Here is a 24,516-nt window from a genome sequence, read left to right on the forward strand (position 1 = left end):
CCCGATCGTGCGATTCGTAGGATCGGGGCATGCCTTCGAACGACTCCGGCAACGCGTCCGGCAAGAACGACAGGAACGCCGCGCCCCCGCTCCCCGAACCCCTGCGGGTACCGGTGGCCGATTCGCACACCCATCTGGACATGCAGTCCGGCACGGTCGAGGAGGGCCTCGCGAAGGCCGCCTCCGTCGGGGTGACCACGGTCGTCCAGGTCGGCTGCGACATCAAGGGCTCCCGCTGGGCCGCCGAGACGGCCGCGCGGTACGAGGCCGTGCACGCGACGGTCGCCCTGCACCCCAACGAGGCGCCGCGGATCGTGCACGGCGACCCGGACGGCTGGTCCCGGCAGGGCGCGCGGACCCCCGGTGGTGACGCGGCACTCGACGACGCGCTCGCCGAGATCGACCGGCTGGCCGCGCTGCCGCAGGTCAAGGGGGTCGGGGAGACGGGCCTGGACTACTTCCGCACCGGCCCGGAGGGCAAGGCCGCCCAGGAGCGGTCCTTCCGTGCGCACATCGAGATCGCCAAGCGGCACGGCAAGGCGCTGGTCATCCACGACCGCGACGCCCACGACGACGTGCTGCGGGTCCTCAAGGAGGAGGGCGCTCCCGAACGGACCATCTTCCACTGCTACTCCGGCGACGCCGCGATGGCCGCGATCTGCGCCGAGCACGGCTACTTCATGTCCTTCGCCGGGAACATGACCTTCAAGAACGCCCAGCCGCTGCGCGACGCCCTGGCCGTCGCCCCCCTCGAACTCGTCCTCGTCGAGACGGACGCGCCTTTCCTGACACCCGCGCCGTACCGCGGACGGCCCAACGCGCCGTATCTCGTTCCGGTCACGGTCCGGGCGATGGCCGCGGTGCGGGGGATCGGCGAGGACGCGCTGGCGACGGCGATCGCGGCGAACACGGCGAGGGCGTTCGATTACTGACGGATCACGCTCCTTGGGCCGTCCGGGTGACCCAGAAAGATGATCAGCGGCCCGTGTCGCGACACTGCGTGATCACGTTGCTTTGGAGGGTGACCGAAGTCCGCTAGGTTCACGTCGCCCGACCCGGACCCGGATCCCCTCTGGAGCGTGTCGTCGTGAGCAACGTGCAGTCGTCGTCGTACGAGACCTACGAGAGCCATGGCCCGGACGGTACGAGCCGGCCGTCGGTCGCGCACGACGCCGGGACACTGCCGTACGGGACGGGAGCACCGCCGTACGGGACCGAGGCCGAGACGCTGCCGTACGGCGCCGGGACGCCACCGTACGAGGCGGAGACCCTGCCGTACGGGGTCTACGCGGACACGGTCCACGCGGACACGTACCGGCCCGCCTACGCCGCCCGGACCGTCCCCGACCGGCGGCCCGCGGAGCCGGACGGGCCGTTCTCCGGGGCCGGCGCGGCCGGCGAGGGCGGCGAGGGCGGCTCGCGGCGGGCCGTGCGGCGCAGACGGGCCGCCGACCGGCCGGGATCGCTGCGGCGGCTGGTCCCGCAGGCGCTGGTGGTGGCGTTCCTCGCGGGCGGGACCTCCGCGTTCGTGGCGAAGGACAAGGCGATCGAGCTGACGGTCGACGGGCGGCCGCGCACGCTGCACACCTTCGCCGACGACGTCTCCGAGCTGCTCGCCGACGAGGGGGTCGCCTTCGGCGCCCACGACGTTGTCGCCCCCGCCCCCGGTACCGCGCTGAGCAGCGGTGACGAGGTCGCCGTCCACTACGGGCGGCCCGTCGCCCTCACCCTGGACGGCCGGCGGCGCCAGGTCTGGACGACCGCCCGCACGGTGGACGGGGCGCTCCAGCAGCTCGGGGTCCGTGCGGAGGGCGCGTACGTCTCGACCTCGCGCTCCCAGCGGATCGGGCGTCAGGGGCTGGAGCTGGACGTCCGCACCGAGCGCACCGTCACGATCATGACGGACGGGCGGACGCGGACGATCCGTACGAACGCGGCGACCGTGGGGGAGGCGGTGGAACAGGCCGGCATCACCCTGCGCGGCGAGGACACCACCTCGGTCGACGCGTCCAGCTTCCCCCGGGACGGGCAGACGGTGACCGTGCTGCGGGTGACCGGGTCCACGGAGGTGCGCGAGGTGCTGGTCCCGTTCCGGGTGCACCGCGTCGAGGACCCGTCCCTCTTCCGGGGCACGGAGGTCGTCGAGCGGGCGGGCCGGCCGGGCACCCGCCGCATCACGTACGCGCTCCGCACGGTCAACGGGGTCCGGCAGCGGCCCCGGCTGCTGCGCACGGAGGTCGTGCGGGAGCCGCGGGACCAGGTCGTGAAGGTCGGGACGAAGGCGATGCCCACGTCCGTGGCGGGGGCGGAGGGGCTGAACTGGGCGGGGCTCGCGGCGTGCGAGTCCGGGGGGCGGGCGAACGCGGTGGATGCCTCCGGGACGTACGGGGGGCTGTACCAGTTCGACACCCGGACCTGGCAGAGCCTCGGCGGGAGCGGCCGTCCGCAGGACGCGTCCGCGGGTGAGCAGACGCTGCGGGCGAAGAAGCTGTATGTGCAGCGGGGGGCGAGCCCCTGGCCGCACTGCGGGGCGCGGCTGCGGGGGTGAGGGCTGCGGTTCGTGGGCGGGTACGGGTGCGTCGTGGTTGCTCGCGCAGTTCCCCGCGCCCCTGAAAAGCCGGGGCTGAGCCCCGTGCTTTTCAGGCCCGCAGGGGCCTGATCCTTCAGGGGCGCGGGGAACTGCGCGAGAAGCCCCACCGGACCCGCACCCGACAACGCACCCCACCCCGCCCCGTACCCTGGGTGCCGTGAGCAGCCCCCCCGACGCCCTCCTCGGCCCCGCAGACGTCCGTGAACTCGCGGCAGCGCTCGGCGTGCGCCCCACCAAACAGCGCGGCCAGAACTTCGTGATCGACGCCAACACGGTCCGCCGGATCGTGCGGACCGCGGACGTCCGCCCGCAGGACACGGTCGTCGAGGTGGGCCCGGGTCTCGGTTCGCTCACCCTCGCCCTGCTGGAGACGGCCGACAGGGTCACGGCCGTCGAGATCGACGACGTCCTCGCCGCCGCGCTCCCCGCCACCATCGCCGCCCGCATGCCCGCCCGCGCCGACCGCTTCGCCCTCGTGCACTCGGACGCGATGCAGGTGACCGAGCTTCCCGGCCCCCCGCCCACCGCGCTCGTCGCCAACCTCCCGTACAACGTCGCCGTCCCCGTGCTGCTGCACATGCTGGAGACCTTCCCCAGCATCGAGCGCACCCTGGTGATGGTCCAGGCGGAGGTCGCCGACCGGCTCGCCGCCGGACCGGGCTCGAAGGTGTACGGCGTGCCGTCGGTGAAGGCGAACTGGTACGCGGAGGTCAAGCGTGCCGGGGCGATCGGGCGAAACGTCTTCTGGCCCGCGCCGAACGTCGACAGCGGGCTCGTCTCGCTGGTCCGCCGGACCGAGCCGGTCAAGACCGCCGCCACCAGACGGGAGGTGTTCACGGTCGTCGACGCGGCGTTCGCCCAGCGGCGCAAGACGCTGCGGGCCGCCCTCGCCGGGTGGGCGGGCAGCGCGGCCGCCGCCGAGGCCGCCCTCGTCGCCGCCGGTGTCTCGCCGCAGGCCCGCGGTGAGTCCCTGGGCGTCGAGGAGTTCGCCGCCATCGCCGAGCACCGCGTCACCGAGGACGCCACCGGCACCGGCACCATGACCGGCCCCGGCACCGGCACCAGGACCTACGACGGCAACCACACCGAGGAGCACCACCAGTCGTGAGCGTCACCGTTCGCGTCCCCGCCAAGGTCAACGTGCAGCTCGCGGTCGGCGGTGCCCGGCCCGACGGCTTCCACGACCTGGCCAACGTCTTCCTCGCCGTCGGTCTGTACGACGAGGTCACCGCGACGCCGGCCGACGAGCTGACCGTCACCTGCGCGGGCCCCGGCGCCGACCAGGTCCCCCTGGACCGGACGAACCTCGCCGCGCGGGCCGCCCTCGCGCTGGCGGAACGCCACGGCGTCGAGCCGGCCGTGCATCTGCACATCGCCAAGGACATCCCGGTGGCCGGCGGCATGGCCGGCGGCAGCGCGGACGCGGCCGGTGCGCTCCTCGCCTGCGACACACTGTGGGGAACAAACGCCTCGCGCGACGAACTCCTCGACATGTGCGCCGAGTTGGGCAGCGACGTGCCGTTCAGCCTGGTGGGCGGGGCGGCCCTCGGCACCGGACGGGGCGAGCAACTCCGGCCCCTCGACGTTGGCGGCACCTTCCACTGGGTGTTCGCCGTCGCCGACGGAGGGCTCTCCACGCCCGCCGTCTACCGCGAGTTCGACCGGCTGCACGCGGACGACACCGTCCCCGAGCCCGTCGCCTCCCAGGTCCTGCTCGACGCGCTCGCCAAGGGGGACGCCGACGCGCTGGCCGCCTTCCTGCCGGACTCCAACGGCCTCCAGCCCGCGGCGCTCTCGCTCTTCCCGAAGCTGGCCGACACCCTCACCGCCGGCCGCGCGGCCGGCGCGCTCGCCGCGCTCGTCTCCGGCTCGGGCCCGACCACGGCCTTCCTCGCCCGGGACGCCGACGCGGCCCACTCCGTCGCCGCGGAGCTGCTCGCGTCCGGCACCTGCCGGACGGCGCGGGTCGCCGTCTCCCCCGCGCCGGGGGCGACCGTCGTCCGGGGCGCCCAGGACTAGGTACTCAGACGGCAGTTGAGTACGGGAGCGCTGACGCCCGACCGGGCGCCGGCGCGACCGTACTCCCATGAGTGCAACCGTGCATGCCGGTGCGAGCGCGAGCGAACTCGCCGCCGCCACCCCGTCCACCCGTGACCGGTACGTCGACCTCCTGCGCGTCGCCTCCCTGGGCACGGTCGTCCTCGGCCACTGGCTGATGGCGGCGGTCACCACCGGCGGCGGGGAGGACGGCCGCGTCGAGGTGGGCAACCTCCTCGCCGTCGAGCCGGGCCTGCAGATCCTCACCTGGGCCCTGCAGATCATGCCGGTCTTCTTCTTCGTCGGCGGCTTCTCGCACGCCCTGTCCTACCGCTCGCTCCGCCGCCGCCACCCGGACGGCGACTCCGTGTACCCCGCCTTCCTCCGCGCCCGCCTCCAGCGGTTGCTGCGGCCCACCATGGTGTTCATCGGGGTGTGGGGCGTCGCGGCCGTCCTCCTCCAGCTCGCGGGCCAAGGCGGCGGACTGCTCGACGTGGCGCTGCGGCTGGTCGCGCAGCCGCTGTGGTTCATCGGCATCTACCTCGCGATGGTCGCCTTCACCCCGCCGCTGCTCAGGCTGCACGAGAGGTACGGATGGGGCGCGTTCGGGGCGCTGGTCGCGGCGGCGGGCGCCGTCGACGTGCTGCGCTTCGCCCTCGACGTGCCGTACGTCGAGTTCCTCAACTTCGCCTTCGTGTGGCTCGCGGTCCACCAGCTGGGGTTCCTGCGTGCCGACGGGCGGCTGACCCGGCCGTACCTGCTCGCCGGGGCCGGGCTCGCGGGGGCCGCGCTGCTGGTGGCGTACGGGCCGTATCCGCTGTCGATGGTCGGGATGCCCGGCGAGAAGGTGTCCAACATGGCGCCGCCGACCTTCGCGCTGCTGTGCCACGGGCTGTGGCTGGTCGGCGCGGTGGAGTGGCTGCGCGGGCCGGCCGGGCGGTGGCTGGAGCGGCCGAGGGTGTGGCGGGCGGTCGTGGCGGCCAACGGCGTGTCGATGACCGCGTTCCTGTGGCACCTGTCGGCCATGCTCGGCGTCTACGGCGCGCTGCTCGCGCTGCGGGTGCCGCTGCCCGCGCCCGCGACGGGCGCCTGGTGGGCGCAGCTGCCCCCGCGCATCGCGGCCGCGGCGGTCCTGACCGCGCTGCTCGTCGCCGCCTTCCGGCGCTTCGAGCGGCCCGCGGCACGCGCCGGTGTCCCGCGCCCGCGCGGAAGTGCGCACGGGCCGACGGCGTACGCCGGAGCGGCCGCCACCGTCGGGGTCGTGCTCTGCCTCTTCGGGGTGCTGGGGCTGTCGATGGTCGGCTTCGGCGGGCTGTTCGAGGGGCGTACGGCCCTGTTGATCGCCGTACAGGTGAGCGCGCCGGCGGCGGTGGCGATGACCGTCGCGGGCTGGCTGCTGGTGGAGCGCGCGGGGCGTGGGCGCCCGTCGCGGATCCGTTCCGTGTGAGCCGGCGCGGAAGAATCGCACCGGCCGGCCAACGCGAACGCCGTCCCGGCCGTCTTCCTCGCCGAGACACCGACGGCATCACGCCGCGCCCGCACCGCACCGGCGCCGCCCGGGTCTCGCACGAACGCCGTGCGCCCCGGGTGGACACGCCCCCGGGGCGCGCGGCCTCCGGCAGCGGGTGCGGGTGCGTCGTGGTTGCTCGCGCAGTTCCCCGCGCCCCTGGAAGACCGGCCCCCACCGGACCCGCAGCGTCCCTCGGCACCTCGTGGGGCCCGGCGGCCAGGCACCGCTGGGTCTTCGTGGGGCTCTGGCCGACCCCGGCGGTCGCCGCCGACCCCGGCGGTCGCCGCCGACCCCGGCGGTCGCCGCCGACCCCGGCGGTCGCCGCCGTCGCCGCGGGCGGGCCGCCGCCCGACGCGGGGGACGTCCCGCTCTCCCCGGCCCGGGCGCCCGTCACGCCCCCTCCACCCCGCCGACTACCCTGGAGGGTCGATCGTCCCCGTGGCAGGAGAGTAATGGCCGTCAACCTGGTCAATGTCGAGAACGTCAGCAAGGTGTACGGCACCCGCGCCCTGCTCGACGGGGTCTCGCTCGGCGTCTCCGAAGGGGACCGGATCGGCGTCGTGGGGCGGAACGGGGACGGCAAGACGACCCTCATCCGGATGCTCGCCAAGCTGGAGGAGGCCGACTCGGGCCGGGTCACCCACTCCGGCGGCCTGCACGCCGGCGTGCTCACCCAGCACGACTCCCTGGACCCCGCCGCCACCGTCCGCCACGAGGTCATCCGGGACATGGCGGACCACGAGTGGGCGGGCAACGCCAAGATCCGGGACGTGCTCACCGGGCTGTTCGGCGGTCTCGACCTGCCCGGCTTCCCGCAGGGCCTCGACACCGTCATCGGCCCCCTCTCCGGCGGTGAGCGGCGCCGCATCGCGCTCGCCAAGCTGCTCATCGAGGAACAGGACCTGATCGTCCTCGACGAGCCCACCAACCACCTCGACGTGGAAGGCATCTCCTGGCTCGCGAACCATCTGCGGGAGCGCCGGTCCGCGCTCGTCTGCGTCACCCACGACCGGTGGTTCCTGGACCAGGTGTGCACCCGGATGTGGGACGTGCAGAAGGGCTCGGTCTACGAGTACGAGGGCGGCTACTCCGACTACGTCTTCGCCCGCGCCGAGCGTGAGCGGATCGCCGCCACCGAGGAGACCAAGCGGCAGAACCTGGTCCGCAAGGAGCTGGCCTGGCTGCGGCGCGGTGCCCCGGCCCGTACGTCGAAGCCGCGCTTCCGCGTCGAGGCCGCGAACGAGCTGATCGCGGACGTGCCGCCGCCGCGCGACAAGAGCGAGCTGATGAAGTTCGCGTCGTCCCGGCTCGGCAAGACCGTGTTCGACCTGGAGAACGTCACCGTGCAGGCCGGCCCGAAGGTGCTGCTGAAGCACCTCACGTGGCAGCTCGGGCCGGGTGACCGCGTCGGCCTCGTCGGCGTCAACGGCGCCGGCAAGACCTCCCTGCTGCGGGCCATGGCCGACGCCGCCCGCAGCGAGGGGGAGAAGCAGCCGGCCGCCGGCCGGGTCGTCACCGGCAAGACGGTCAAGCTCGCCTACCTGTCCCAGGAGGTCGCCGAGCTGGACCCGGACCTGCGGGTGCTCCAGGCCGTGCAGCAGATCCGCGACCGGGTCGACCTCGGCAAGGGGCGCGAGATGACCGCGGGGCAGCTCTGCGAGACCTTCGGCTTCAACAAGGAGAAGCAGTGGACGCCGGTGGGCGACCTCAGCGGTGGTGAGCGGCGCCGGCTGCAGATCCTGCGGCTGCTGATGGACGAGCCCAACGTCCTCTTCCTCGACGAGCCGACGAACGACCTCGACATCGAGACCCTCACGCAGCTGGAGGACCTGCTCGACGGCTGGCCCGGCTCGATGATCGTCATCTCCCACGACCGGTTCTTCGTCGAGCGCACGACCGACCGGGTGTTCGCGCTGCTCGGCGACGCGGCGCTGCGGATGCTGCCGCGCGGGATCGACGAGTACATCGAGCGGCGGCACGCCATGGAGGAGGCCGCCGCGGCCTCCTCCGGGATCGCCGTGAAGCCCGCCGCCGAGACCTCGCAGCGCAACGCCGCCGACGCGCGGGCTGCGAAGAAGGAACTGCAGAAGATCGAGCGGCAGTTGGACAAGGTCTCCGAGAAGGAGGCGAAGTTGCACGCGCGGATCGCCGAGAACGCGACGGACTTCGCGAAGGTGGGGGAGCTGGACGCCGAGCTGCGGGCGCTGGCCGGGGAGAAGGAGGAGCTGGAGATGCGGTGGCTTGAACTGGCGGACGACGCGTGAGCGCTCCGCTTCGTGCGGGGTGACGCGAGTTGGCCCGGTGTTCGATGCCGGGTGCGGGTCGACCGTGGTTGCTCGCGCAGTTCCCCGCCCCCCTGGCGGGGCGCGGAGGGCTTGCGGGGTATGGGGCGTGCGTCCCGTGAAGGGGGCGTGAAGGAGCGTAACGGAGGCATTACGGGCCGGTTCTCCCTTGGGAACAGGGGTGCGACCGGCCCCGTGCGGAGGAGCCTCGCAGTGATAGAAAGAGCCGTCTGAGAAGAGTCTTCACAGTCTGAGAAGCGACACCACGCGTGACCACGGGTGGCTCGAAAGCAGCGAACAGGGGGAAAGCGCTGATGGTTCAGCCACCCGATCAGCCGCCGCAGGGCGGCTACGGAACACCGCAGGGCCCGCCGCCGCCGTCACAACCGCAACCGCCGCAACAGCCGTACGGCTACCCGCAGACGCCCCCGCCGCAGGGCCCGCCCGCGCCGGGTCCCGGCTACGGGTACCCCCAGCAGCAGCCGCCCGCGCAGCCCGGTCCCTACACCCAGCCCGGCCCGTACGGGCAGCCGCAGCAGTCCGGCCCCTACGCGCAGCCCGGCCCGTACAACCCGTCGCCGCAGGCCGGTTACGGCTACCCGCAGGCGCAGTACCCGGGTGGGCCCACCCCGCCGGCCGGTGGCGGTGGTTCCAAGAGCCCGTTCAAGGGCAGGCCCGCGATGATCATCGGTGCCGCCGTGGCCGCGCTGCTCGTGGTCGGCGGCGGGGTGTTCGCGGTGACGCGTCTCGGGGACGACGGCGAGAAGAAGCCGGTCGCCAAGGAGAGCACCGGCCCGAGCGGGGACGACAAGCCCTCGGACGCGCCGTCCGCGCCCGTCAACGAGGGTGACGGCAGCGGCGACGGCGGCAAGGACCTCGACATCTCCGATCTCAACGCGGACGTCAAGGCCGGTGAGGCGAAGGTGCTCTGGTACAAGAGCGCCCCCGACGCCCCCGGTTCCGGCGCGAGCGCCCCCGGCCAGTGGGTCACCGACAAGGTGGCGGTGAAGCCCGCGTACAAGCAGCTCTTCGGCTACAACGTGTCCGACGGGGACCCCGCCTGGGACCCGATCGAGTTCCCCGGCAAGATCTGCGCGGTCACCCCGAAGGCGACCTCCGGTGACCGGGTCGTGGTCGCGTACCAGAAGAACACCTCGAAGAACGCCGAGTGCGACCAGCTCCAGCAGATCGACCTGAACACCGGCGACAAGGGCTGGTCGGCGGAGGTGGAGGAGGGCGAGCTGTTCGACAGCGCCATCAGCGTCGGGCTCTCCGTCACCGGGGACACGCTCATGGTGGGCCGCTCGCAGTCCGGGACGGCGTACGACGTCAACACCGGCAAGAAGCTGTTCGACAAGAAGAGTTACGGCCAGTCGTGCTACCCGGCCGGGTTCGCGGGCGGCACGCGGCTGATCGCCGTCTCCTCCTGCGCGGTGACCACCGACAAGGAGCACGACGAGGTCCAGGAACTGGACCCGAGGACCGGCAAGGCCAAGTGGACGCGGAAGATCCCCAAGGGCTGGAAGGTCGAACACGCCTACTCGGTGGACCCGATCGTGCTCTACCTCACCAACGAGGAAGAGAACACGTGGAACATCTCCACCCTCAAGGCCGACGGTTCGACCCGCTCGCAGGTCGACTCGGACGACTCGTTCGCGCCCGAGTGCGACGGGGGCATCCTCACCCGTGACCTGGCCGGCTGCACGGCCGTCGCGGCCGACGCGAACACCCTCTACCTGCCGACCGAGGAGAAGGACGGCACGAACGAGGTCGTCGCCCTGAACCTCGCGACCGGCAAGGAGAAGTGGCGCCTGAAGTCGCCCTCCGCCGACGCGGAGATCGTCCCGCTCAGGGCCGAGGGAGGCAAGCTCCTCGCGTACGTGGAGCCCACGCGTGACGCGGGCGGCCAGGTGGTGTCCGTCCCGGCCGCCGGCGCCCCCAAGGCGACCAAGCTCCTCCAGATGCCGGCGAGCGCCGCGGAGATCGAGGGCTCCTTCTACTCGAAGGCCGTCGACTACGTGGACGGGCGCTTCTACATCTCCACCACCCTGCTGACCGGAGTCGACGACACGAAGGAGAAGTTGATGCTGGCCTTCGGCAAGTGACCCGCACGACCACCGCGAGCCACGCCCGGACGACACCCCGGCCGCCGACCCGGGCGACGCCCCGGGCCCGGCGCGTGAGCCCGCCGCTCCGGTGCGCGGCTTCGATCCGGCCCATGGCTTCGGTTCGACCTGTGCCACTGGCCTGGCCTGTGGCTTCGGCTCGACCTGTGCCATCGGTCCGGCCTGTGGCTTCGGTTCGGTCCGTGGCTTCGGTTCGACCTGTGCCACTGGTCCGGCCTGTGGCCTCGGTTCGGTCCGTGGCCCCGACCGGGTCCGTGGCACTGCTCCGGTCCGTGGTCTCAGGTCGGTCCGTGGCACCGCCCCGGTCTCCGGCCCCGGCCCGGCCTGTGGCACCGCCCCGGCCCGTGGCACCGGCCCTGCCTTCGTCACCGGCCTGGTCGGTGGCAACGGCCTGGTCGGTGGCACCGGTCCGATGGGTGTCGACGGCCCGGTTGGTGTTCACGGACCGGGGCATACCGTCGGCCCGGTCCATGGCTCCCGCTCGGTACCGGACGCCGGCCCGTCCCGCGCGCCGGTCCGGGCCCCGGGCGCCGGGAGTCCGGTGCCGGCGCCGCCCGGCCCCGCCGTGACCCGGTCGGTCTCCTCATCCGTTCCTCTTCCGCCCTCCGCTATCCGCTTCGAGGTATTCACGTCATGACGCAGCCGCCGCCCCCGCCGAACCAGCCGCCGGGTCAGCCCCCGAACCAGCCGCCCGCCGAGCCCCCGTCGCTGGACAAGGGGCAGCCGCCCGCTCAGCCCCCGCAGGGCACCCCGCCGCAGGGCGGCTTCGGCGCGCCCACACCCCCGCCGGCCGGCGGGTTCGGCGCCCCGACACCCCCGCCGCAGGGCCCTCCCGCGCCGGGCCCGGGCTACGGCTACCCGCAGGCACCCCCGGCCCAGCAGGCCCCGCCCCCGGCCCAGCCCCCGCAGGGCCCCCCGCCCGCGCAGGGCCCCGGCTACGGCTACCCGCAGACGCCCCCGCCGCAGCCCGGCTACGGCTACCCCGGCCAGCAGGGTCCGTACGGCCAGCCGCAGCCCGGCCCGTACGGCCAGCAGCCGCCGCCCGGCCCCTACGGTTACCAGCCGCCGACCATGGCGATGCACCCGCAGATGGGACAGCCGGCCGGCAAGAAGAAGGTCAACACCACGGCGATCATCATCACGGCGGCGGTCGTGGCCATCGCGCTGATCGTCGGCGGCGGTGTCCTCTACACCTCCACCAGCGGGGGCGACGACAGCGGCAAGAAGGACACCGCCAGCTCGGAGGGCACGACCGGCGGCAAGGACGACACCAAGGGCGACGACGGCGGTTCGTCGTCGGCCGGCGGCTCCTCGTCCGGCGGCGTGGAGGTGCCGACCGAGGCGCAGGAGAAGGCGCCGAGCAGCGCCGCCGCGAAGATCCTCTTCCAGGTGCCCGCGCACGAGGTCAAGGAAAAGCTGACCATCGACAGCGTCAAGGGCTCCTGGCTGACGAAGACCACGTACGCCAAGTCCGCGCTGAACAAGATCGTCGGCTACGAGCCGGACACCGGCAAGACCAAGTGGACGCTGGACCTCACTGGTCAGACCTGCGCGGGCTCCCGTGAGATCACCACCGAGGGCATCGCCGTCGTGGTGACCGAGTCGGCCAAGCGCAAGAACAACGACGACCGCCAGCCCTGCACCGAGGTCACCGCGTTCAACGTCGAGACCGGCAAGGAGGTGTGGACCAAGAGCGCCGACACCAGCGGCGAGAAGGTGCCGTTCGGCGAGGTCACCATCTCCGGCACGACGGTCGCGGCGGCCGGCGGCTACGGCGGCGGCGCCGCGTTCGACGTCAACTCCGGCAAGGTGCTGTGGTCGCCCAAGGTCGGCGAGTGCACCGACGAGGGTTACGCGGGCGGCGCCCAGCTGATCGCGGTCCGCAAGTGCGGCGACTACGGCAGCGAGACCTTCCAGATCCAGCTGCTCGACCCGAAGTCGGGCAGCGTCAAGTGGACCTACAAGGTGCCCTCCGGCATCCAGCGCGCCAAGATCATCTCCACCAAGCCGGTGGTCTTCGGCGTGGTGACCGGCAGTGACATCCCGCTGAACGGCACGACGGACATCTTCTCGCTCGACGACAGCGGCAAGCTGCGCGCCAAGATCTCCGTCCCGGACAAGAAGTACGACTACGAGTGCCCGGTCCGCGGTGTCTGGGCCTGCCGGGGCATCTACGTCGGCAACGACAAGGTGTACATGCCGACCAGGAACCACGACGGCACCGGCGCGTACAGCTCCACCAACGAGATCGTCTCCTTCTCGCTGGCCACGGGGAAGTCCACCGGCGACCGGGTCGACGCGGGCGACGACTACGACCTGTTCCCGATCCGGATGGACGGGCCGAACATCATCGCCTACAAGGACGGCCCGTACGACAAGGGCGCCCAGATCGTCTCCATCGACGGCAAGACGCTGAAGCAGACCAAGCTCCTGGAGACCCCGTCCTCCGAGTCGGTGCTCCGCGCGATCAGCGGGATGACGCCCACGCTGAGCGAGATGCTCTACACCGACGGACGGTGGTTCATCGGCTCGGAACTGGTCAGCAAGCCTTATTCGAAGGACGAGAAGGAGTACACGGCGCTCGGCTTCGGGGTGAAGTAACCCCACGCGCCCCCTCGATCTCCGTCGTCGGCCCCGCCCCAGCTCAGGGGCGGGGCCGTGCACGTATCCCTCATCCCTCTCGAATGGGAGGGAATTTCGGTAATCCGGGCACTTCTCTCCGGTAGGGGGAGCGCAACGTCGAACAAGCGTGTAGCTTCCGGGGGCATGAAGAGCGGGGAGCCGACGGTGAAGTCGGGGGGCTTCTGTCCGTGAGGACCAGTGGGCGGCCATAGTTGGCAACCATCTGGGGGGACTGGGGGGTGGGGTGGCTCGATGGGAGTCCGGCTCATGGTGGTCGACGATCACCGACTGCTGGCCGAGGCGCTGGCCTCGGCGTTGAAGCTGCGCGGGCACCGGGTGCTCGCGGCGACGGCGCCGGCCGCGGGCGCGGCGGATCTGGTGATCACGAGGGCACCCGAGGTGTGCCTGCTCGGGACGGCGACACCCGCCAAGCCGGGGATGTTCGACCCGGTGGTGAAGATCAAGCGTGAACGCCCGCAGGTGGCGGTGCTGGTGCTGGGCCCGGTACCCAACCCGCGTGGCATCGCGGCCGCGTTCGCCGCGGGGGCCTCCGGCTACGTGCGGCACGACGAGCGCATCGAAGGGGTCGAGCGGGCCATCATGAAGGCCCGCGCGGGCGAGGCGGCGGTGGCGCCGCAACTGCTGCAGAGCGCGTTCGGCGAGCTGCTGAACCCGGCGGCCCAGCCGGACGACGAGGGTCAGCGGCTGCTCCAGATGCTGACTCCGCGGGAGGTCGAGGTCCTGGTGCGGGTCGCGGACGGCGAGGACACCCGCCTCATCGCGGCGGGCATGGGCATCGCCCCGTCGACGGCCCGCACGCACGTGCAGCGGGTGCTGATGAAGCTGGGGGTGGGCTCCCGCCTGGAGGCGGCCGCCCTGGCCGCCCGCACGGGCCTCCTGGACCGGGCGGGCCCGGTCCCGCACCCGGAACCCTGATCACCCACCCGGCGCGCGGGGCCTGCCATCGCTCATGGCGCGGGGGAGGCGGGCGTGGGGGAGGCGGCGAGTTCGACGCGGGTGTCGCCTTCGCCGCCGTCGGAGAACGTCGACTTCCGCCACCCGCCGGGGGTGAGTGACACAGCTTCTCCCGTTCGCGTGCGCCGCGTCGGGCCTCGGCGCCGATGAAGGCCGTGCCGGGGGAGCGTCACGCGATGCCGCGTCCGGCTCGGTGGCCGGCCCGCCCCTGTAGGCCGTGCTCCTCGGCCCCTCCGTTTCGGTCTGCCGGACTGGGCCTCGCCGGTCGTACGGCCCCTCCTCCGCTGTTCGACGACGACAGACCTGACCCGGCCCCTGAACATCCGCCGGTCCTCCTGGTGTTGCCCCCCCTCGCCGTGCGCGACGGCTTCCCTCGCGCCCTCACCGGCACCCCGACCTGTGGGCTTTGACAGGTTCGCGATGTGTGCTCCATCATCAAATCACTAGTCGACTAGTGAATTGGTGGTGAAGGCGTTGGAGTTCCGCATCGACAGGCGGAGCGGGGTCGCCGCCTATCAGCAGATTGTTCAGCAGACCAAGCAGGCGCTGCGGCTCGGCGTACTCGGGCCCGGCGACCAGTTGCCCACGGCCAAGTCGGTGGCCCAGACCTCCGCGGTCAACCCCAACACCACGCTCAAGGCGTACCGCGAGCTGGAGCGCGAGGGGCTGGTCGAAGCGCGGCCGGGGCTGGGGACGTTCGTGAGTCAGTCGCTGGCCCGTCCGCAGGCGGCGGTGGATTCGCTGCTGCGCGGCGAGCTGCAGAGCTGGATGGACCGGGCCCGCGAGGCGGGTCTCGAACAGGACGACGTGACCGCTCTGGTCACGTCGGTGATGGAGGAGCGGTACGCCGGGACCGGGCCTGCCGCCGAGCACACGGGACCGACGGGACCGGTGGGACCCGCAGGAGCCACCACACCAGCTGGAACCACAGGAACCACAGGAACCACAGGAACGACGGGGACGAGGGGACACGCATGACGAGCTATGAGACGGGCTACGGGGGGCCGGCGGACACGTCCGCGATAGAAGCCCGCGGGGTGGGCCGGAAGTACCGCCGGGGCTGGGCGCTGCGGGACTGCTCCTTCCGGCTGCCGGCCGGGCGGATCTGCGGACTGGTCGGTCCCAACGGGGCCGGAAAGACCACGCTGATGGCCATCGCCGCCAACCTGCTGGAGCCGACCACCGGCACCCTGCGCGTGTTCGGCGCGGCCCCGGAGTCGGCGGAGGCCACTCGGCGAACCGCGTTCCTCGCCCAGGAGAAGCCCCTGTTCCGGCGCTTCACCGTCGCAGAGACCCTGCGGATGGGACGAGAGCTGAACCCCGGCTGGGACCAGCGGGCCGCCGAGGACATCGTCCGCGCGGGCAACGTGCCCTTCGACGCGAAGATCGGCACACTCTCCGGCGGCCAGCGCACCAGGGTGGCCTTCGCCGTCTCCTTCGGCAAGCGTCCCGACCTGCTGCTCCTCGACGAGCCGATGTCCGACCTCGACCCGCTGGTCCGCCACGAGCTGATGGGCACCCTGCTGGCCGAGGCCACCGAGCGCGGCACCACCGTGCTGATGTCCACCCACATGCTCGCCGAACTGGAGAACACCTGCGACTACCTGCTGGTCATCGCGGACGGCGGGCTGCGTCTGGCCGGTGAGGTCGACGAACTGCGCACCTCCCACGCCGTGCTGACCGGGGTCCATTCCGACGGGCGGACGCCTCCGGAGCTGGCGTACCACACCGTGGTCGAGACCCGCACCAGCGGACGGCAGTTCACCTCGCTGATACGCCCCGACGGACCGGTCACCGGCGGCCCGTGGGAGGCGAGCATCCCGAACCTGGAGGAGCTCCTGCTCGCCTATCTGCGCTCGCCCGAGGCCCCGCCGCTGATCAGCCCCAGTTCCTACGTCGCCCCGCAGGCGGTGGCGGCATGAGCACGATGACCAGCACCGGCAGCACCTCCTACGACTCCGCCGCCGCGGACGCCGGCCGTGGCCGTGGCCTCCGGCTCAGCGGCATGAACTGGCTCGTCTGGCGTCAGCACCGCGCCGCCTACTGGACGCTGCTGGCCGCCACCGCGGTCACGGTCGCGGTGATCGTCTACCAGCGCCAGCAGATGATCACGTACCTCGACGGGTACGGCTATCCCGACCTCAAGTCCGGCTGGGAGGGCAAGTTCGACCAGAAGCCGCTCAATGCGGCCGCCGGTCTGCTCGGGCTCCTGCCCGTCGTGGTCGGTGTCCTCCTCGGCGGGCCTCTGCTCGCCGGCGACCTGGAGAGCGGCACCGCCAAGCTGATCAACGCGCAGTCCGTGAGCCGCGTCCGCTGGCTCGCCACCAAGCTCGGTATGACCGCGCTCGTGGTCGTGGTGTGCGCCACGGCGGTCTCCGCCGCGTTCACCTGGTGGTGGTCGCCGGTCAAGTCGACGTCCTACGTCCTGAACTGGGCCGAAGCCGGTGGATTCGACAACAGCGGACCCGTGCCCGTGGCGCTCACCCTGCTCACCGTCGTCGGTGGCGTGGCGATCGGCATGCTGCTGCGCCGGACCCTGCTGTCCATGGTCGTCACCCTGGGCTTCGCCGTCGCGCTGCAGGTGGTGTGGTCGTACGTGCGGACGTCCCTCGGGAACGTCGTCACGGTCACCACCCACAACGGTGTCGGTGACAACTCCTCACCCCACCTGCCCGGCAACGCCCACGTCCTGGACGAGTCCTACCTCACCGCCTCCGGTGACCTCATCGGCTGGGGCAGCTGCGCCGAGGCGACGGAGAAGGCCCGCGACGCCTGCCTGGACAAGGCGCAGGTCGTCGGCTGGTCGGTCGACTACATCCCGTTCTCCCAGATGTCCGCCATGCAGTGGCTCGGCGCCTCGATCCTGCTGGCCCTGACCGCCGGCATCGCGGCGTTCGTCATCCTCTGGGGTCGCAAGCGCCTCGTCTGACATCCGTCCGAGCGCCTCGTCCGACCCGATCCTCCTCGCAGTCGTCACTCCGTACGCGGCCGAGCGGCCACAGCGTCGCTCCGCCGCGTCCCGATGCTGCCCCGATTCGGCGAGCACATCGCCATGAACCATGTCGAAAGGCCCGAGTTGAAGTCGCACAAACGCAGGAAACGAGCGGTCACCACCGTCCCGCTGGCGGCCGCCCTGGCGGCGGCGCTCGGCGCCGGGCTGCTGGTGAGCACGTCCGACAGCGCCGAGGCCGCCCCACCGGAGCCCCAGGCCGGCACCCCCGCCAGGACCGTCACCCTCGTCACCGGCGACCGGGTCACCCTCGACGCCGAGGGCAAGGTGACCGGCGTGACGGCCGCCGAGGGCCGCGAGGGGATGGCCTTCCGCGTCCAGCAGGCCGCGGGCCACGCGTACGTCCTGCCGCGCGACGCCGAACCGCTGCTCGCGAACGGGACCGCCGACCGGCGGCTGTTCGACGTGACACACCTGGTGAGTTCGCGCTACGACGACGCCCGCCGCTCCGACCTGCCGCTGATCGTCACCTATGACAAGGGCACGTCCCTGTCGGCGAGTACGTTCCGCAGCGCGGGCGCGACCGTCCGGCGGGACCTGCCGAGCATCAACGGCGACGCCGTACGCGCCCGTAAGTCCGAGGGCGCGGGACTGTGGGAGACCCTCACCAGCGGCACCGGCTCCGCGAAGGTCAGGAAGATCTGGCTGGACGGGAAGGTGAGGGCGACCCTGGACAGGAGCGTGCCGCAGATCGGCGCGCCCGCGGCACACGCGGCGGGATTCGACGGCAAGGGCGTCAAGGTCGCCGTGCTCGACACCGGCATCGACGCCACGCACCCGGACCTCAAGGGCAGGGTCGGCGAGGCGAAGAACTTCTCCGCCGCCGCCGACACCGTCGACCGCGCGGGCCACGGCACCCATGTGGCCTCGACGATCGCGGGCTCCGGTGCCGCGTCCCCCACGGGCGCGAAGTACGCGGGCGTCGCGCCCGGCGCCCGGCTCCTGGTCGGCAAGGTGCTCGACGACTCAGGCGAGGGCGACGACTCCGGCGTCATCGCGGGCATGCAGTGGGCCGTCGCGCAGGGCGCCAAGGTCGTCAACATGAGCCTGGGCGGGGAGGACCGCCCCGGCATCGACCCCGTGGAGCAGGCCGTCAACGACCTGTCGGCCCGTTCCGGCGCCCTGTTCGTCATAGCCGCCGGCAACGAGGGCCCGGGAGAGGGCACCATCGGCACGCCCGGCAGCGCGGCCGCCGCGCTCACCGTCGGCGCGGTCGACCGCCGGGACGCCATCGCCGAGTTCTCCAGCCGCGGCCCCACGGCCGACGGCTTCCTCAAGCCCGATGTCACCGCGCCGGGCGTGGACATCGTCGCCGCCGAGGCCGCCGAAGGCGACATGGGCGACCCCGCCGCCGACGGCTACGTCTCCCTGAGCGGTACGTCGATGGCGACCCCGCACGTGGCGGGCGCCGCCGCGATCCTGGCGCAGCAGCACCCGGACTGGACCGGCCCGCAGATCAAGGCCGCTCTCACCGCCTCCGCGAAGCCGACCGCCGCCACCTCCGCATACACACAGGGCACCGGCCGGGTGGACGTCGCCAGGGCGATCACCCAGCAGCTCACCAGCAGTCCGACCGCGCTGGGCTTCGGGACACAGACGTACCCCCACACCGACGACCGGCCGGTCACCAAGGACGTCACCTACCGCAACGCGGGCACCGAGCCGGTCACCCTCGACCTGGCCACCGAGGCCTACGGCAACGACGGAAAACCGGCGGCCGAGGGCCTGTTCACCGTCTCGCCGCAGCGGCTCACCGTCCCGGCGGGCGGTGAGGCGAGCGCCACCGTGACCGCCGACACCCGCGTGGGAACGGCCGAAGGCAGCTTCGGAGGCTCGCTGACCGCCACCACCGCCGACGGCACGACGACCGCGCGCACCTCCCTGGGCGTGGTCCGCGAGGTCGAGTCGTACGACCTGACCCTCAAGCACCTCGACCTCAAGGGCAAGCCCCTCGGCGACGCCTCGACGGGTATCTACGGCCTGGACAACGACATCTGGACGGACGCCTCCGACGAGAAGGACGGCGAGGTCACCATCCGTCTGCCGAAGGGGCGTTACGCCCTGGAAGGCCTGCTCCGCACCGACGGCACCGGAGGGGCCGTGCTGCTGCACCCGAAGTTCGCGCTGACCAAGGACACGACCCTGGTCATGGACGCCCGGAAGACGAAGCCCGTCAGGATCACCGTGCCGGACGGCGCGGCCAGGCCCGCGGGCGCCATGTTCTTCTTCCACGTCGACGTCGACGACAAGCCGTACACCTCCGTCTACGACGCCCCCTCCTTCGGAAGCATCCGCGTCGGACAGCTCGGTGCGCCGGCGCCGGCCGCCGAGGTGTCCGCGATGTACCACGGCATCTGGACCCACAAGTCCGTCAACTACCGGCTGGCCTGGAACCGTACGGGTGATCTGTCCGGCTTCACCAAGAACGTCGAGCGGGCCCAGCTCACCAAGGTCAAGGTCGTCGTCGGTACGCCCGTCAAGGGCAGGACGACGACCATCGCCGCCGCACCGCTGATGTACGGCGGCTTCTACAACCCGTACACGACCGCGGGCCGTCTGCCGCTGACCGGCACCGACTACGTGCTGCCCAACGGAATCAAGTGGTTCTACCAGGCATCCCAGTACGGCGCCCCCGACGCCGAGGGGGAGCCGACGTGGGAGAGCACGCAGGCCGGCATCCCCAGGGCGTACGCGGCGGGCAAGGCCCACACCCAGCGGTTCAACGTCGGCGTCTTCGGCCCGTCCCTTCCCTCGGGCCCCCTCTCGGCCGTCCTCGACCGGCCCGAAGCGGTACGCGTCGGCGACACCTTCGCGGCGTACCTCCCGCTGTTCTCCGACGGCCTCGGCAACCTGGGAAGCTCCGACCACACCAAGGCCAGGAGCTCGCTCCACGCCGACGGCAAGAAGATCTTCGCCGTGAACGCCCCGCTGAACGGCGACTCGTACACGGTCCCCGCGGGCAAGCGCACGTACAAGCTCGCCGTGGACGTCTCCCGTGACCCGGCACGGTTCGCGGTCAGCACCCGGACGACCGCCACCTGGACCTTCGCCTCGGCCCACGTCTCCGGTGACACCCCCGAGCGGCTCCCGCTGACCGTCGTCCGCTACACGCCCAAGCTGTCGACGGCCAGCACCGCCAAGGCCGGTACGACCCTCACCGTGCCCTTCAGCCTCCAGGGCGCGGCCACCGAGGCCACCACGCTGCGCAAGCTGGCCTTCACCGTCTCCTACGACGACGGCAGGACCTGGAAGAAGGCCACCGCCGTCGACGGCAAGCTGCTCAAGCTGCGCAGCCCCGCCACGCCGGGCCCCGTCTCCCTTCGGGTCGCCCTCACCGACGCCGACGGCAACACCCTGACCCAGACCGTCCACCGGGCCTACCGCACCACCAAGTAGACGAGAACGAAGCAGTCGGCCCCCGCCGGGCAACCGGCGGGGGCCGACTGCTTCGCGCCGGATCGGCGGCGAAGCATGATAGTCGGGATCTGGTGATCTTTGTTTGTTTGTGATGGTGACGAACGTCGGAACCTGTGCTTTGATGTGTTTGGTTCTGTTTGATGGGTGGGATGGGGAGTCCGGCGTGAAGAAGACCTCGACCCGGCTGGCCGACGGTCGTGAGCTGATCTACTACGACCTGCGCGACGACACGGTGCGCGACGCGGTGGACAAGCGACCCCTGGAGCGCACCGTCACCACGTCGGAGGTGCGCCGGGACCCGCTGCTCGGCGACTCGGTCGCGATCGCCTCGCACCGGCAGGGCCGCATCTACCACCCCCCGGCGAACGAATGTCCGCTCTGCCCCTCCGAGGGCGACCGGCTCAGCGAGATCCCGGACTCGTCGTACGACGCCGTGGTGTTCGAGAACCGCTTCCCGTCACTGGCCGGCGACTCCGGCCGCTGCGAGGTCGTCTGCTTCACCTCGGACCACAACGCCTCCTTCGCCGACCTCACCGACGAACAGGCCCGTCTCGTCCTGGACGCGTGGACCGACCGCACGGCGGAGCTGTCGCACCTCCCCTCCGTCGAGCAAGTGTTCTGCTTCGAGAATCGCGGCGCCGAGATAGGCGTGACCCTCGGCCACCCGCACGGGCAGATCTACGGCTACCCCTTCACCACACCCCGCACCGCGCTGATGCTGCGCTCCCTCGCGGCCCACAAGGACGCCACCGGCGGCGAGAACCTCTTCGACGCCGTCCTGCGGAGCGAGCTGGCCGGCGAGCGGATGGTCCTGGAGACCGAGCACTGGGCCGCCTTCGTGCCGTACGCGGCGCACTGGCCGTACGAGATCCACCTGTACCCCAAGCGCCGCGTGCCCGACCTGCTCGCGCTCGACGAGGACGCCCGCACAGAATTCCCCCAGGTCTATCTGGAACTCTTGAGGCGCTTCGACCGGATCTTCGGCGAGGGTGAGCCTCCGACCCCGTACATCGCGGCCTGGCACCAGGCCCCGTTCGGCACGCTGGAGGACTTCGAGGGCGTCCAGCGCGAGGACTTCGCGCTCCACCTCGAGCTTTTCACCATCCGCCGCACCTCCGGCAAGCTGAAGTTCCTCGCGGGTTCCGAATCCGGCATGAACGTGTTCATCAACGACGTGCCGCCGGAGCGCGCGGCCGAGCGACTGCGAGAGGTAGCGAGTTCATGAGCGGCAAGTACCTGGTTACCGGTGGCGCGGGCTATGTCGGCAGCGTGGTCGCCCAGCACCTGCTGGAGGCGGGCCACGAGGTCGTCGTCCTCGACAACCTCTCGACCGGCTTCCGCGAGGGCGTGCCCGCCGGCGCGTCCTTCATCGAGGGCGACATCCGCGACGCCGCCAAGTGGCTCGACGACTCCTTCGACGCCGTCCTGCACTTCGCCGCGTTCTCCCAGGTCGGCGAGTCGGTCGTGAAGCCCGAGAAGTACTGGGACAACAACGTCGGCGGCACCATGGCACTGCTCGCCGCCATGCGCGAGGCCGGCGTGCGCAAGCTGGTCTTCTCCTCCACGGCCGCCACCTACGGCGAGCCGGAGACCACCCCGATCGTCGAGTCCGCGCCCACGAGGCCGACCAACCCCTACGGCGCCTCCAAGCTGGCCGTCGACCACATGATCACCGGCGAGGCCGCCGCCCACGGCCTGGGCGCCGTCTCGCTGCGCTACTTCAACGTGGCCGGCGCCTACGGCACCTGCGGCGAGCGCCACGACCCCGAGTCGCACCTCATCCCGCTGGTGCTCCAGGTCGCGCAGGGCCGCCGGGACGCGATCTCCGTCTTCGGCGACGACTACCCGACCCCCGACGGCACCTGCGTCCGCGACTACATCCACGTCGCCGACCTCGCCGACGCCCACCTGCTGGCGCTGGACGCCGCGCGCCCCGGCGAGCACCTCATCTGCAACCTCGGCAACGGCAACGGCTTCTCGGTGCGCGAAGTGATCGAGACCGTCCGGCAGGTCACCGGCCACCCGATCCCCGAGGTCGTCGCCCCGCGCCGCGCCGGCGACCCGGCGACCCTGGTCGCCTCCGCCGACACGGCCCGCGCACGCCTCGGCTGGAACCCGTCCCGCGCGGACCTCGCCGGGATCGTCGCGGACGCCTGGCGGTTCGCGCAGGCGCACGCCGAGTAGGACGGGTCCGCCCGCAGGGGCGCCAAGTAGTGTGCCGGCTCGGCCAGTTCCTCGGCCGAGCCAGTTCGTCTGTTGAGTACGGAAAGGTCAGGGTCACGGGATGAGCGAGGCTGTCGTCGTCGCCGAGCGGTTCGAGGAGCTGTACGGGGCGGAGCCGGAGGGAGTGTGGGCCGCGCCGGGCCGGGTGAACCTCATCGGCGAGCACACCGACTACAACGACGGCTTCGTCATGCCCTTCGCCCTCCCGCACACCACGATCGCGGCGGTGTCCCGGCGCACGGACGGCCTGCTGCGCCTGCACTCCGACGACGTCGAGGGCGGCGTGGTCGAGCTGACCCTCGACGGGCTCACCCCCGAGGCCGACCGCGGCTGGACCGCGTACCCCTCCGGTGTCGTCTGGGCGCTGCGCGAGGCCGGCCACACGGCCGTCACCGGCGCCGACATCCACCTCACCTCGACGGTCCCCACGGGCGCGGGCCTGTCCTCCTCGGCGGCCCTGGAAGTGGTCGTCGCCCTCGCGCTCAACGACCTCTACGACCTCGGCCTCAAGGGCTGGCAGCTGGCCCGCCTGTGCCAGCGCGCGGAGAACGTCTACGTCGGCGCCCCGACCGGGATCATGGACCAGACGGCCTCCGCCTGCTGCGAGAGCGGCCACGCCCTGTTCCTCGACACCCGGGACCTCTCCCAGCGGCAGATCCCCTTCGACCTGGCCGCCGAGGGCATGCGGCTCCTCGTCGTCGACACCCAGGTCAAGCACTCCCACAGCGAGGGGGAGTACGGCAAGCGCCGCGCCGGCTGCGAGAAGGGCGCCGCCCTGCTCGGCGTCGACGCGCTGCGGGACGTCGCCTACGACGAGCTGGACGCGGCCCTCGACCGCCTCGGCGACGAGGAGGAGGTCCGCCGCCTGGTCCGCCACGTGGTGACGGAGGACCAGCGCGTCGAACGCGTGGTCTCCCTGCTGGAGTCGGGCGAGACCAGGGCGATCGGGCCCGTCCTCGTCGAGGGTCACGCCTCGCTGCGCGACGACTTCCGCATCTCCTGCCCCGAACTGGACCTCGTCGTCGACACCGCGCTGGGCGCGGGCGCCCTCGGTGCCCGGATGACCGGCGGCGGCTTCGGCGGCTCCGCGATCGTCCTCGTCGAGGAGAGCGACGCGGACGCGGTCGCCAAGTCGGTCGAGGAGGCCTTCGCCGCCGCCGGTCTCACCGCCCCCCGGGTCTTCGCGGCGGTGCCGTCGGCGGGAGCCCGACGGCTCTCCTGACCTCAGCCGATCCTTTTCGTCAGCGTGTACTCGGTGATCCCCGGCGGATAGTCGGGGATCACGCACACCACCTCGTAGCCGAGCCGCTTGTAGAACTCCGGGGCCTGGAAGTCCCAGGTCTCCAGGCGGACGGAGCGGCAGGCCCGGTCGCGGACGGCGATCCGTTCGGCCGTCACCAGCAGCCGCGAGCCGAGGCCCTCGCCGCGGTGGCGTTCGTCGACCCACAGATAGGTGATGTGCAGCCAGGTGGCCCAGGTGTGGCCGACCAGCCCGCCGGCGACCTCGCCCGCCTCGTCCAGGGCCCACACCTGGAGCGGGGACTCCCGTTCACCGGGGGTCCCGCGCAGGTCGCGGAGGACCGGCGAGGCGGCGACGTTACTGGCGCGCAGCCGGGAAAGCAGTAATTGCCTTCGTTCTCTGTCGACTTCTGTCTCGATGCGAAACATGTGGCACACCATAAACGCGTCGGACAAACAGTTCTGCAAATTACCTTCCGCTCCTG

18 protein-coding genes are annotated in these 24,516 nt (G+C 72.1%); 16 read left to right on the forward strand and 2 right to left on the reverse strand.

The genetic code is table 11. The features are described from left to right. Positions 1-29 precede the first annotated feature (29 nt). The 9 genes from SCAB_RS25680 to SCAB_RS25725 all read left to right on the forward strand — a co-directional run bounded on the left by SCAB_RS25680 (position 30) and on the right by SCAB_RS25725 (position 14,103). Positions 30-932 (forward strand): TatD family hydrolase, encoded by a 903-nt coding sequence (locus SCAB_RS25680; protein ID WP_013002999.1) that lies wholly within the window; start codon positions 30-32, stop codon positions 930-932. Between the two features lie 155 nt (positions 933-1,087). Continuing rightward, positions 1,088-2,548 carry a resuscitation-promoting factor gene (locus SCAB_RS25685; RefSeq protein WP_013003000.1) on the forward strand — a complete coding sequence of 487 codons (1,461 nt, stop codon included), beginning with the start codon at positions 1,088-1,090 and terminating at the stop codon, positions 2,546-2,548. Between the two features lie 199 nt (positions 2,549-2,747). Further along, entirely contained in the window at positions 2,748-3,698 is a 951-nt protein-coding gene (gene rsmA, locus SCAB_RS25690) for a 16S rRNA (adenine(1518)-N(6)/adenine(1519)-N(6))-dimethyltransferase RsmA (RefSeq protein ID WP_013003001.1), read from the forward strand. Next, the gene (locus SCAB_RS25695) at positions 3,695-4,609 is read left to right on the forward strand and encodes a 4-(cytidine 5'-diphospho)-2-C-methyl-D-erythritol kinase (protein ID WP_013003002.1); all 915 of its coding nucleotides are present in this window, start codon (positions 3,695-3,697) and stop codon (positions 4,607-4,609) included. Before rsmA ends, SCAB_RS25695 begins: the two co-directional genes overlap by 4 nt. Before the next feature lie 67 nt (positions 4,610-4,676). Beyond that, the gene (locus SCAB_RS25700; protein ID WP_173402905.1) at positions 4,677-6,074 is read left to right on the forward strand and encodes an acyltransferase family protein; all 1,398 of its coding nucleotides are present in this window, start codon (positions 4,677-4,679) and stop codon (positions 6,072-6,074) included. Positions 6,075-6,589: 515 nt separating this feature from the next. Beyond that, entirely contained in the window at positions 6,590-8,401 is a 1,812-nt protein-coding gene (locus SCAB_RS25710) for an ABC-F family ATP-binding cassette domain-containing protein (RefSeq protein ID WP_013003004.1), read from the forward strand. A 332-nt stretch (positions 8,402-8,733) separates the two neighbouring features. Beyond that, entirely contained in the window at positions 8,734-10,524 is a 1,791-nt protein-coding gene (locus tag SCAB_RS25715) for an outer membrane protein assembly factor BamB family protein (RefSeq protein WP_013003005.1), read from the forward strand. A gap of 654 nt (positions 10,525-11,178) precedes the next feature. After that, on the forward strand, positions 11,179-13,146 hold the full coding sequence (locus SCAB_RS25720) for an outer membrane protein assembly factor BamB family protein (RefSeq protein ID WP_013003006.1): 1,968 nt from the start codon (positions 11,179-11,181) through the stop codon (positions 13,144-13,146). Between the two features lie 273 nt (positions 13,147-13,419). Then, positions 13,420-14,103, forward strand: coding sequence for a helix-turn-helix transcriptional regulator (locus tag SCAB_RS25725; protein WP_078580189.1), 684 nt, complete (start codon positions 13,420-13,422; stop codon positions 14,101-14,103). Between the two features lie 32 nt (positions 14,104-14,135). Here the strand turns inward: SCAB_RS25725 and SCAB_RS46535 are convergent, their stop codons facing one another. Next, on the reverse strand, positions 14,136-14,246 hold the full coding sequence (locus SCAB_RS46535) for a DUF397 domain-containing protein (RefSeq protein WP_231885129.1): 111 nt from the start codon (positions 14,244-14,246) through the stop codon (positions 14,136-14,138). Positions 14,247-14,607: 361 nt separating this feature from the next. Here SCAB_RS46535 and SCAB_RS25730 point away from each other — a divergent pair, with 361 nt between their 5' ends. The 7 genes from SCAB_RS25730 to galK all read left to right on the forward strand — a co-directional run bounded on the left by SCAB_RS25730 (position 14,608) and on the right by galK (position 24,014). Further along, the gene (locus tag SCAB_RS25730) at positions 14,608-15,120 is read left to right on the forward strand and encodes a GntR family transcriptional regulator (protein WP_013003009.1); all 513 of its coding nucleotides are present in this window, start codon (positions 14,608-14,610) and stop codon (positions 15,118-15,120) included. Continuing rightward, positions 15,117-16,064: an ABC transporter ATP-binding protein gene (locus tag SCAB_RS25735; RefSeq protein WP_013003010.1), complete on the forward strand. Its 948-nt coding sequence runs from the start codon at positions 15,117-15,119 to the stop codon at positions 16,062-16,064. Before SCAB_RS25730 ends, SCAB_RS25735 begins: the two co-directional genes overlap by 4 nt. Beyond that, the gene (locus tag SCAB_RS25740) at positions 16,061-17,071 is read left to right on the forward strand and encodes an ABC-2 transporter permease (RefSeq protein WP_013003011.1); all 1,011 of its coding nucleotides are present in this window, start codon (positions 16,061-16,063) and stop codon (positions 17,069-17,071) included. The genes SCAB_RS25735 and SCAB_RS25740 overlap by 4 nt, the downstream gene beginning before the upstream one ends. A gap of 93 nt (positions 17,072-17,164) precedes the next feature. Next, positions 17,165-20,548: a S8 family peptidase gene (locus tag SCAB_RS25745; protein WP_013003012.1), complete on the forward strand. Its 3,384-nt coding sequence runs from the start codon at positions 17,165-17,167 to the stop codon at positions 20,546-20,548. A gap of 184 nt (positions 20,549-20,732) precedes the next feature. After that, positions 20,733-21,794 (forward strand): galactose-1-phosphate uridylyltransferase, encoded by a 1,062-nt coding sequence (gene galT, locus SCAB_RS25750; RefSeq protein ID WP_013003013.1) that lies wholly within the window; start codon positions 20,733-20,735, stop codon positions 21,792-21,794. Continuing rightward, entirely contained in the window at positions 21,791-22,753 is a 963-nt protein-coding gene (gene galE / locus SCAB_RS25755; RefSeq protein ID WP_013003014.1) for a UDP-glucose 4-epimerase GalE, read from the forward strand. Before galT ends, galE begins: the two co-directional genes overlap by 4 nt. Before the next feature lie 100 nt (positions 22,754-22,853). Continuing rightward, entirely contained in the window at positions 22,854-24,014 is a 1,161-nt protein-coding gene (gene galK, locus SCAB_RS25760; RefSeq protein WP_013003015.1) for a galactokinase, read from the forward strand. 2 nt (positions 24,015-24,016) lie between these two features. Here galK and SCAB_RS25765 read toward each other — a convergent pair whose 3' ends face one another. Further along, positions 24,017-24,472: a GNAT family N-acetyltransferase gene (locus SCAB_RS25765; protein WP_173403006.1), complete on the reverse strand. Its 456-nt coding sequence runs from the start codon at positions 24,470-24,472 to the stop codon at positions 24,017-24,019. Between the last annotated feature and the right edge of the window lie 44 nt (positions 24,473-24,516).

It is taken from the genome of Streptomyces scabiei 87.22, assembly GCF_000091305.1.
Lineage (GTDB): Bacteria > Actinomycetota > Actinomycetes > Streptomycetales > Streptomycetaceae > Streptomyces > Streptomyces scabiei.

Excerpts from the sequence above, each read along its gene's own strand:
- SCAB_RS25720 (WP_013003006.1), top strand. The coding sequence starts at position 11,179 with ATGACGCAGCCGCCGCCCCCGCCGAACCAGCCGCCGGGTCAGCCCCCG.
- SCAB_RS25735 (WP_013003010.1), top strand. The coding sequence starts at position 15,117 with ATGACGAGCTATGAGACGGGCTACGGGGGGCCGGCGGACACGTCCGCG.
- SCAB_RS25700 (WP_173402905.1), top strand. The coding sequence starts at position 4,677 with ATGAGTGCAACCGTGCATGCCGGTGCGAGCGCGAGCGAACTCGCCGCC.
- SCAB_RS25745 (WP_013003012.1), top strand. The coding sequence starts at position 17,165 with ATGCTGCCCCGATTCGGCGAGCACATCGCCATGAACCATGTCGAAAGG.
- SCAB_RS25710 (WP_013003004.1), top strand. The coding sequence starts at position 6,590 with ATGGCCGTCAACCTGGTCAATGTCGAGAACGTCAGCAAGGTGTACGGC.
- SCAB_RS25715 (WP_013003005.1), top strand. The coding sequence starts at position 8,734 with ATGGTTCAGCCACCCGATCAGCCGCCGCAGGGCGGCTACGGAACACCG.
- SCAB_RS25740 (WP_013003011.1), top strand. The coding sequence starts at position 16,061 with ATGAGCACGATGACCAGCACCGGCAGCACCTCCTACGACTCCGCCGCC.
- SCAB_RS25725 (WP_078580189.1), top strand. The coding sequence starts at position 13,420 with ATGGGAGTCCGGCTCATGGTGGTCGACGATCACCGACTGCTGGCCGAG.
- galK (WP_013003015.1), top strand. The coding sequence starts at position 22,854 with ATGAGCGAGGCTGTCGTCGTCGCCGAGCGGTTCGAGGAGCTGTACGGG.
- galE (WP_013003014.1), top strand. The coding sequence starts at position 21,791 with ATGAGCGGCAAGTACCTGGTTACCGGTGGCGCGGGCTATGTCGGCAGC.
- SCAB_RS25680 (WP_013002999.1), top strand. The coding sequence starts at position 30 with ATGCCTTCGAACGACTCCGGCAACGCGTCCGGCAAGAACGACAGGAAC.
- SCAB_RS25765 (WP_173403006.1), bottom strand. The coding sequence starts at position 24,472 with ATGGTGTGCCACATGTTTCGCATCGAGACAGAAGTCGACAGAGAACGA.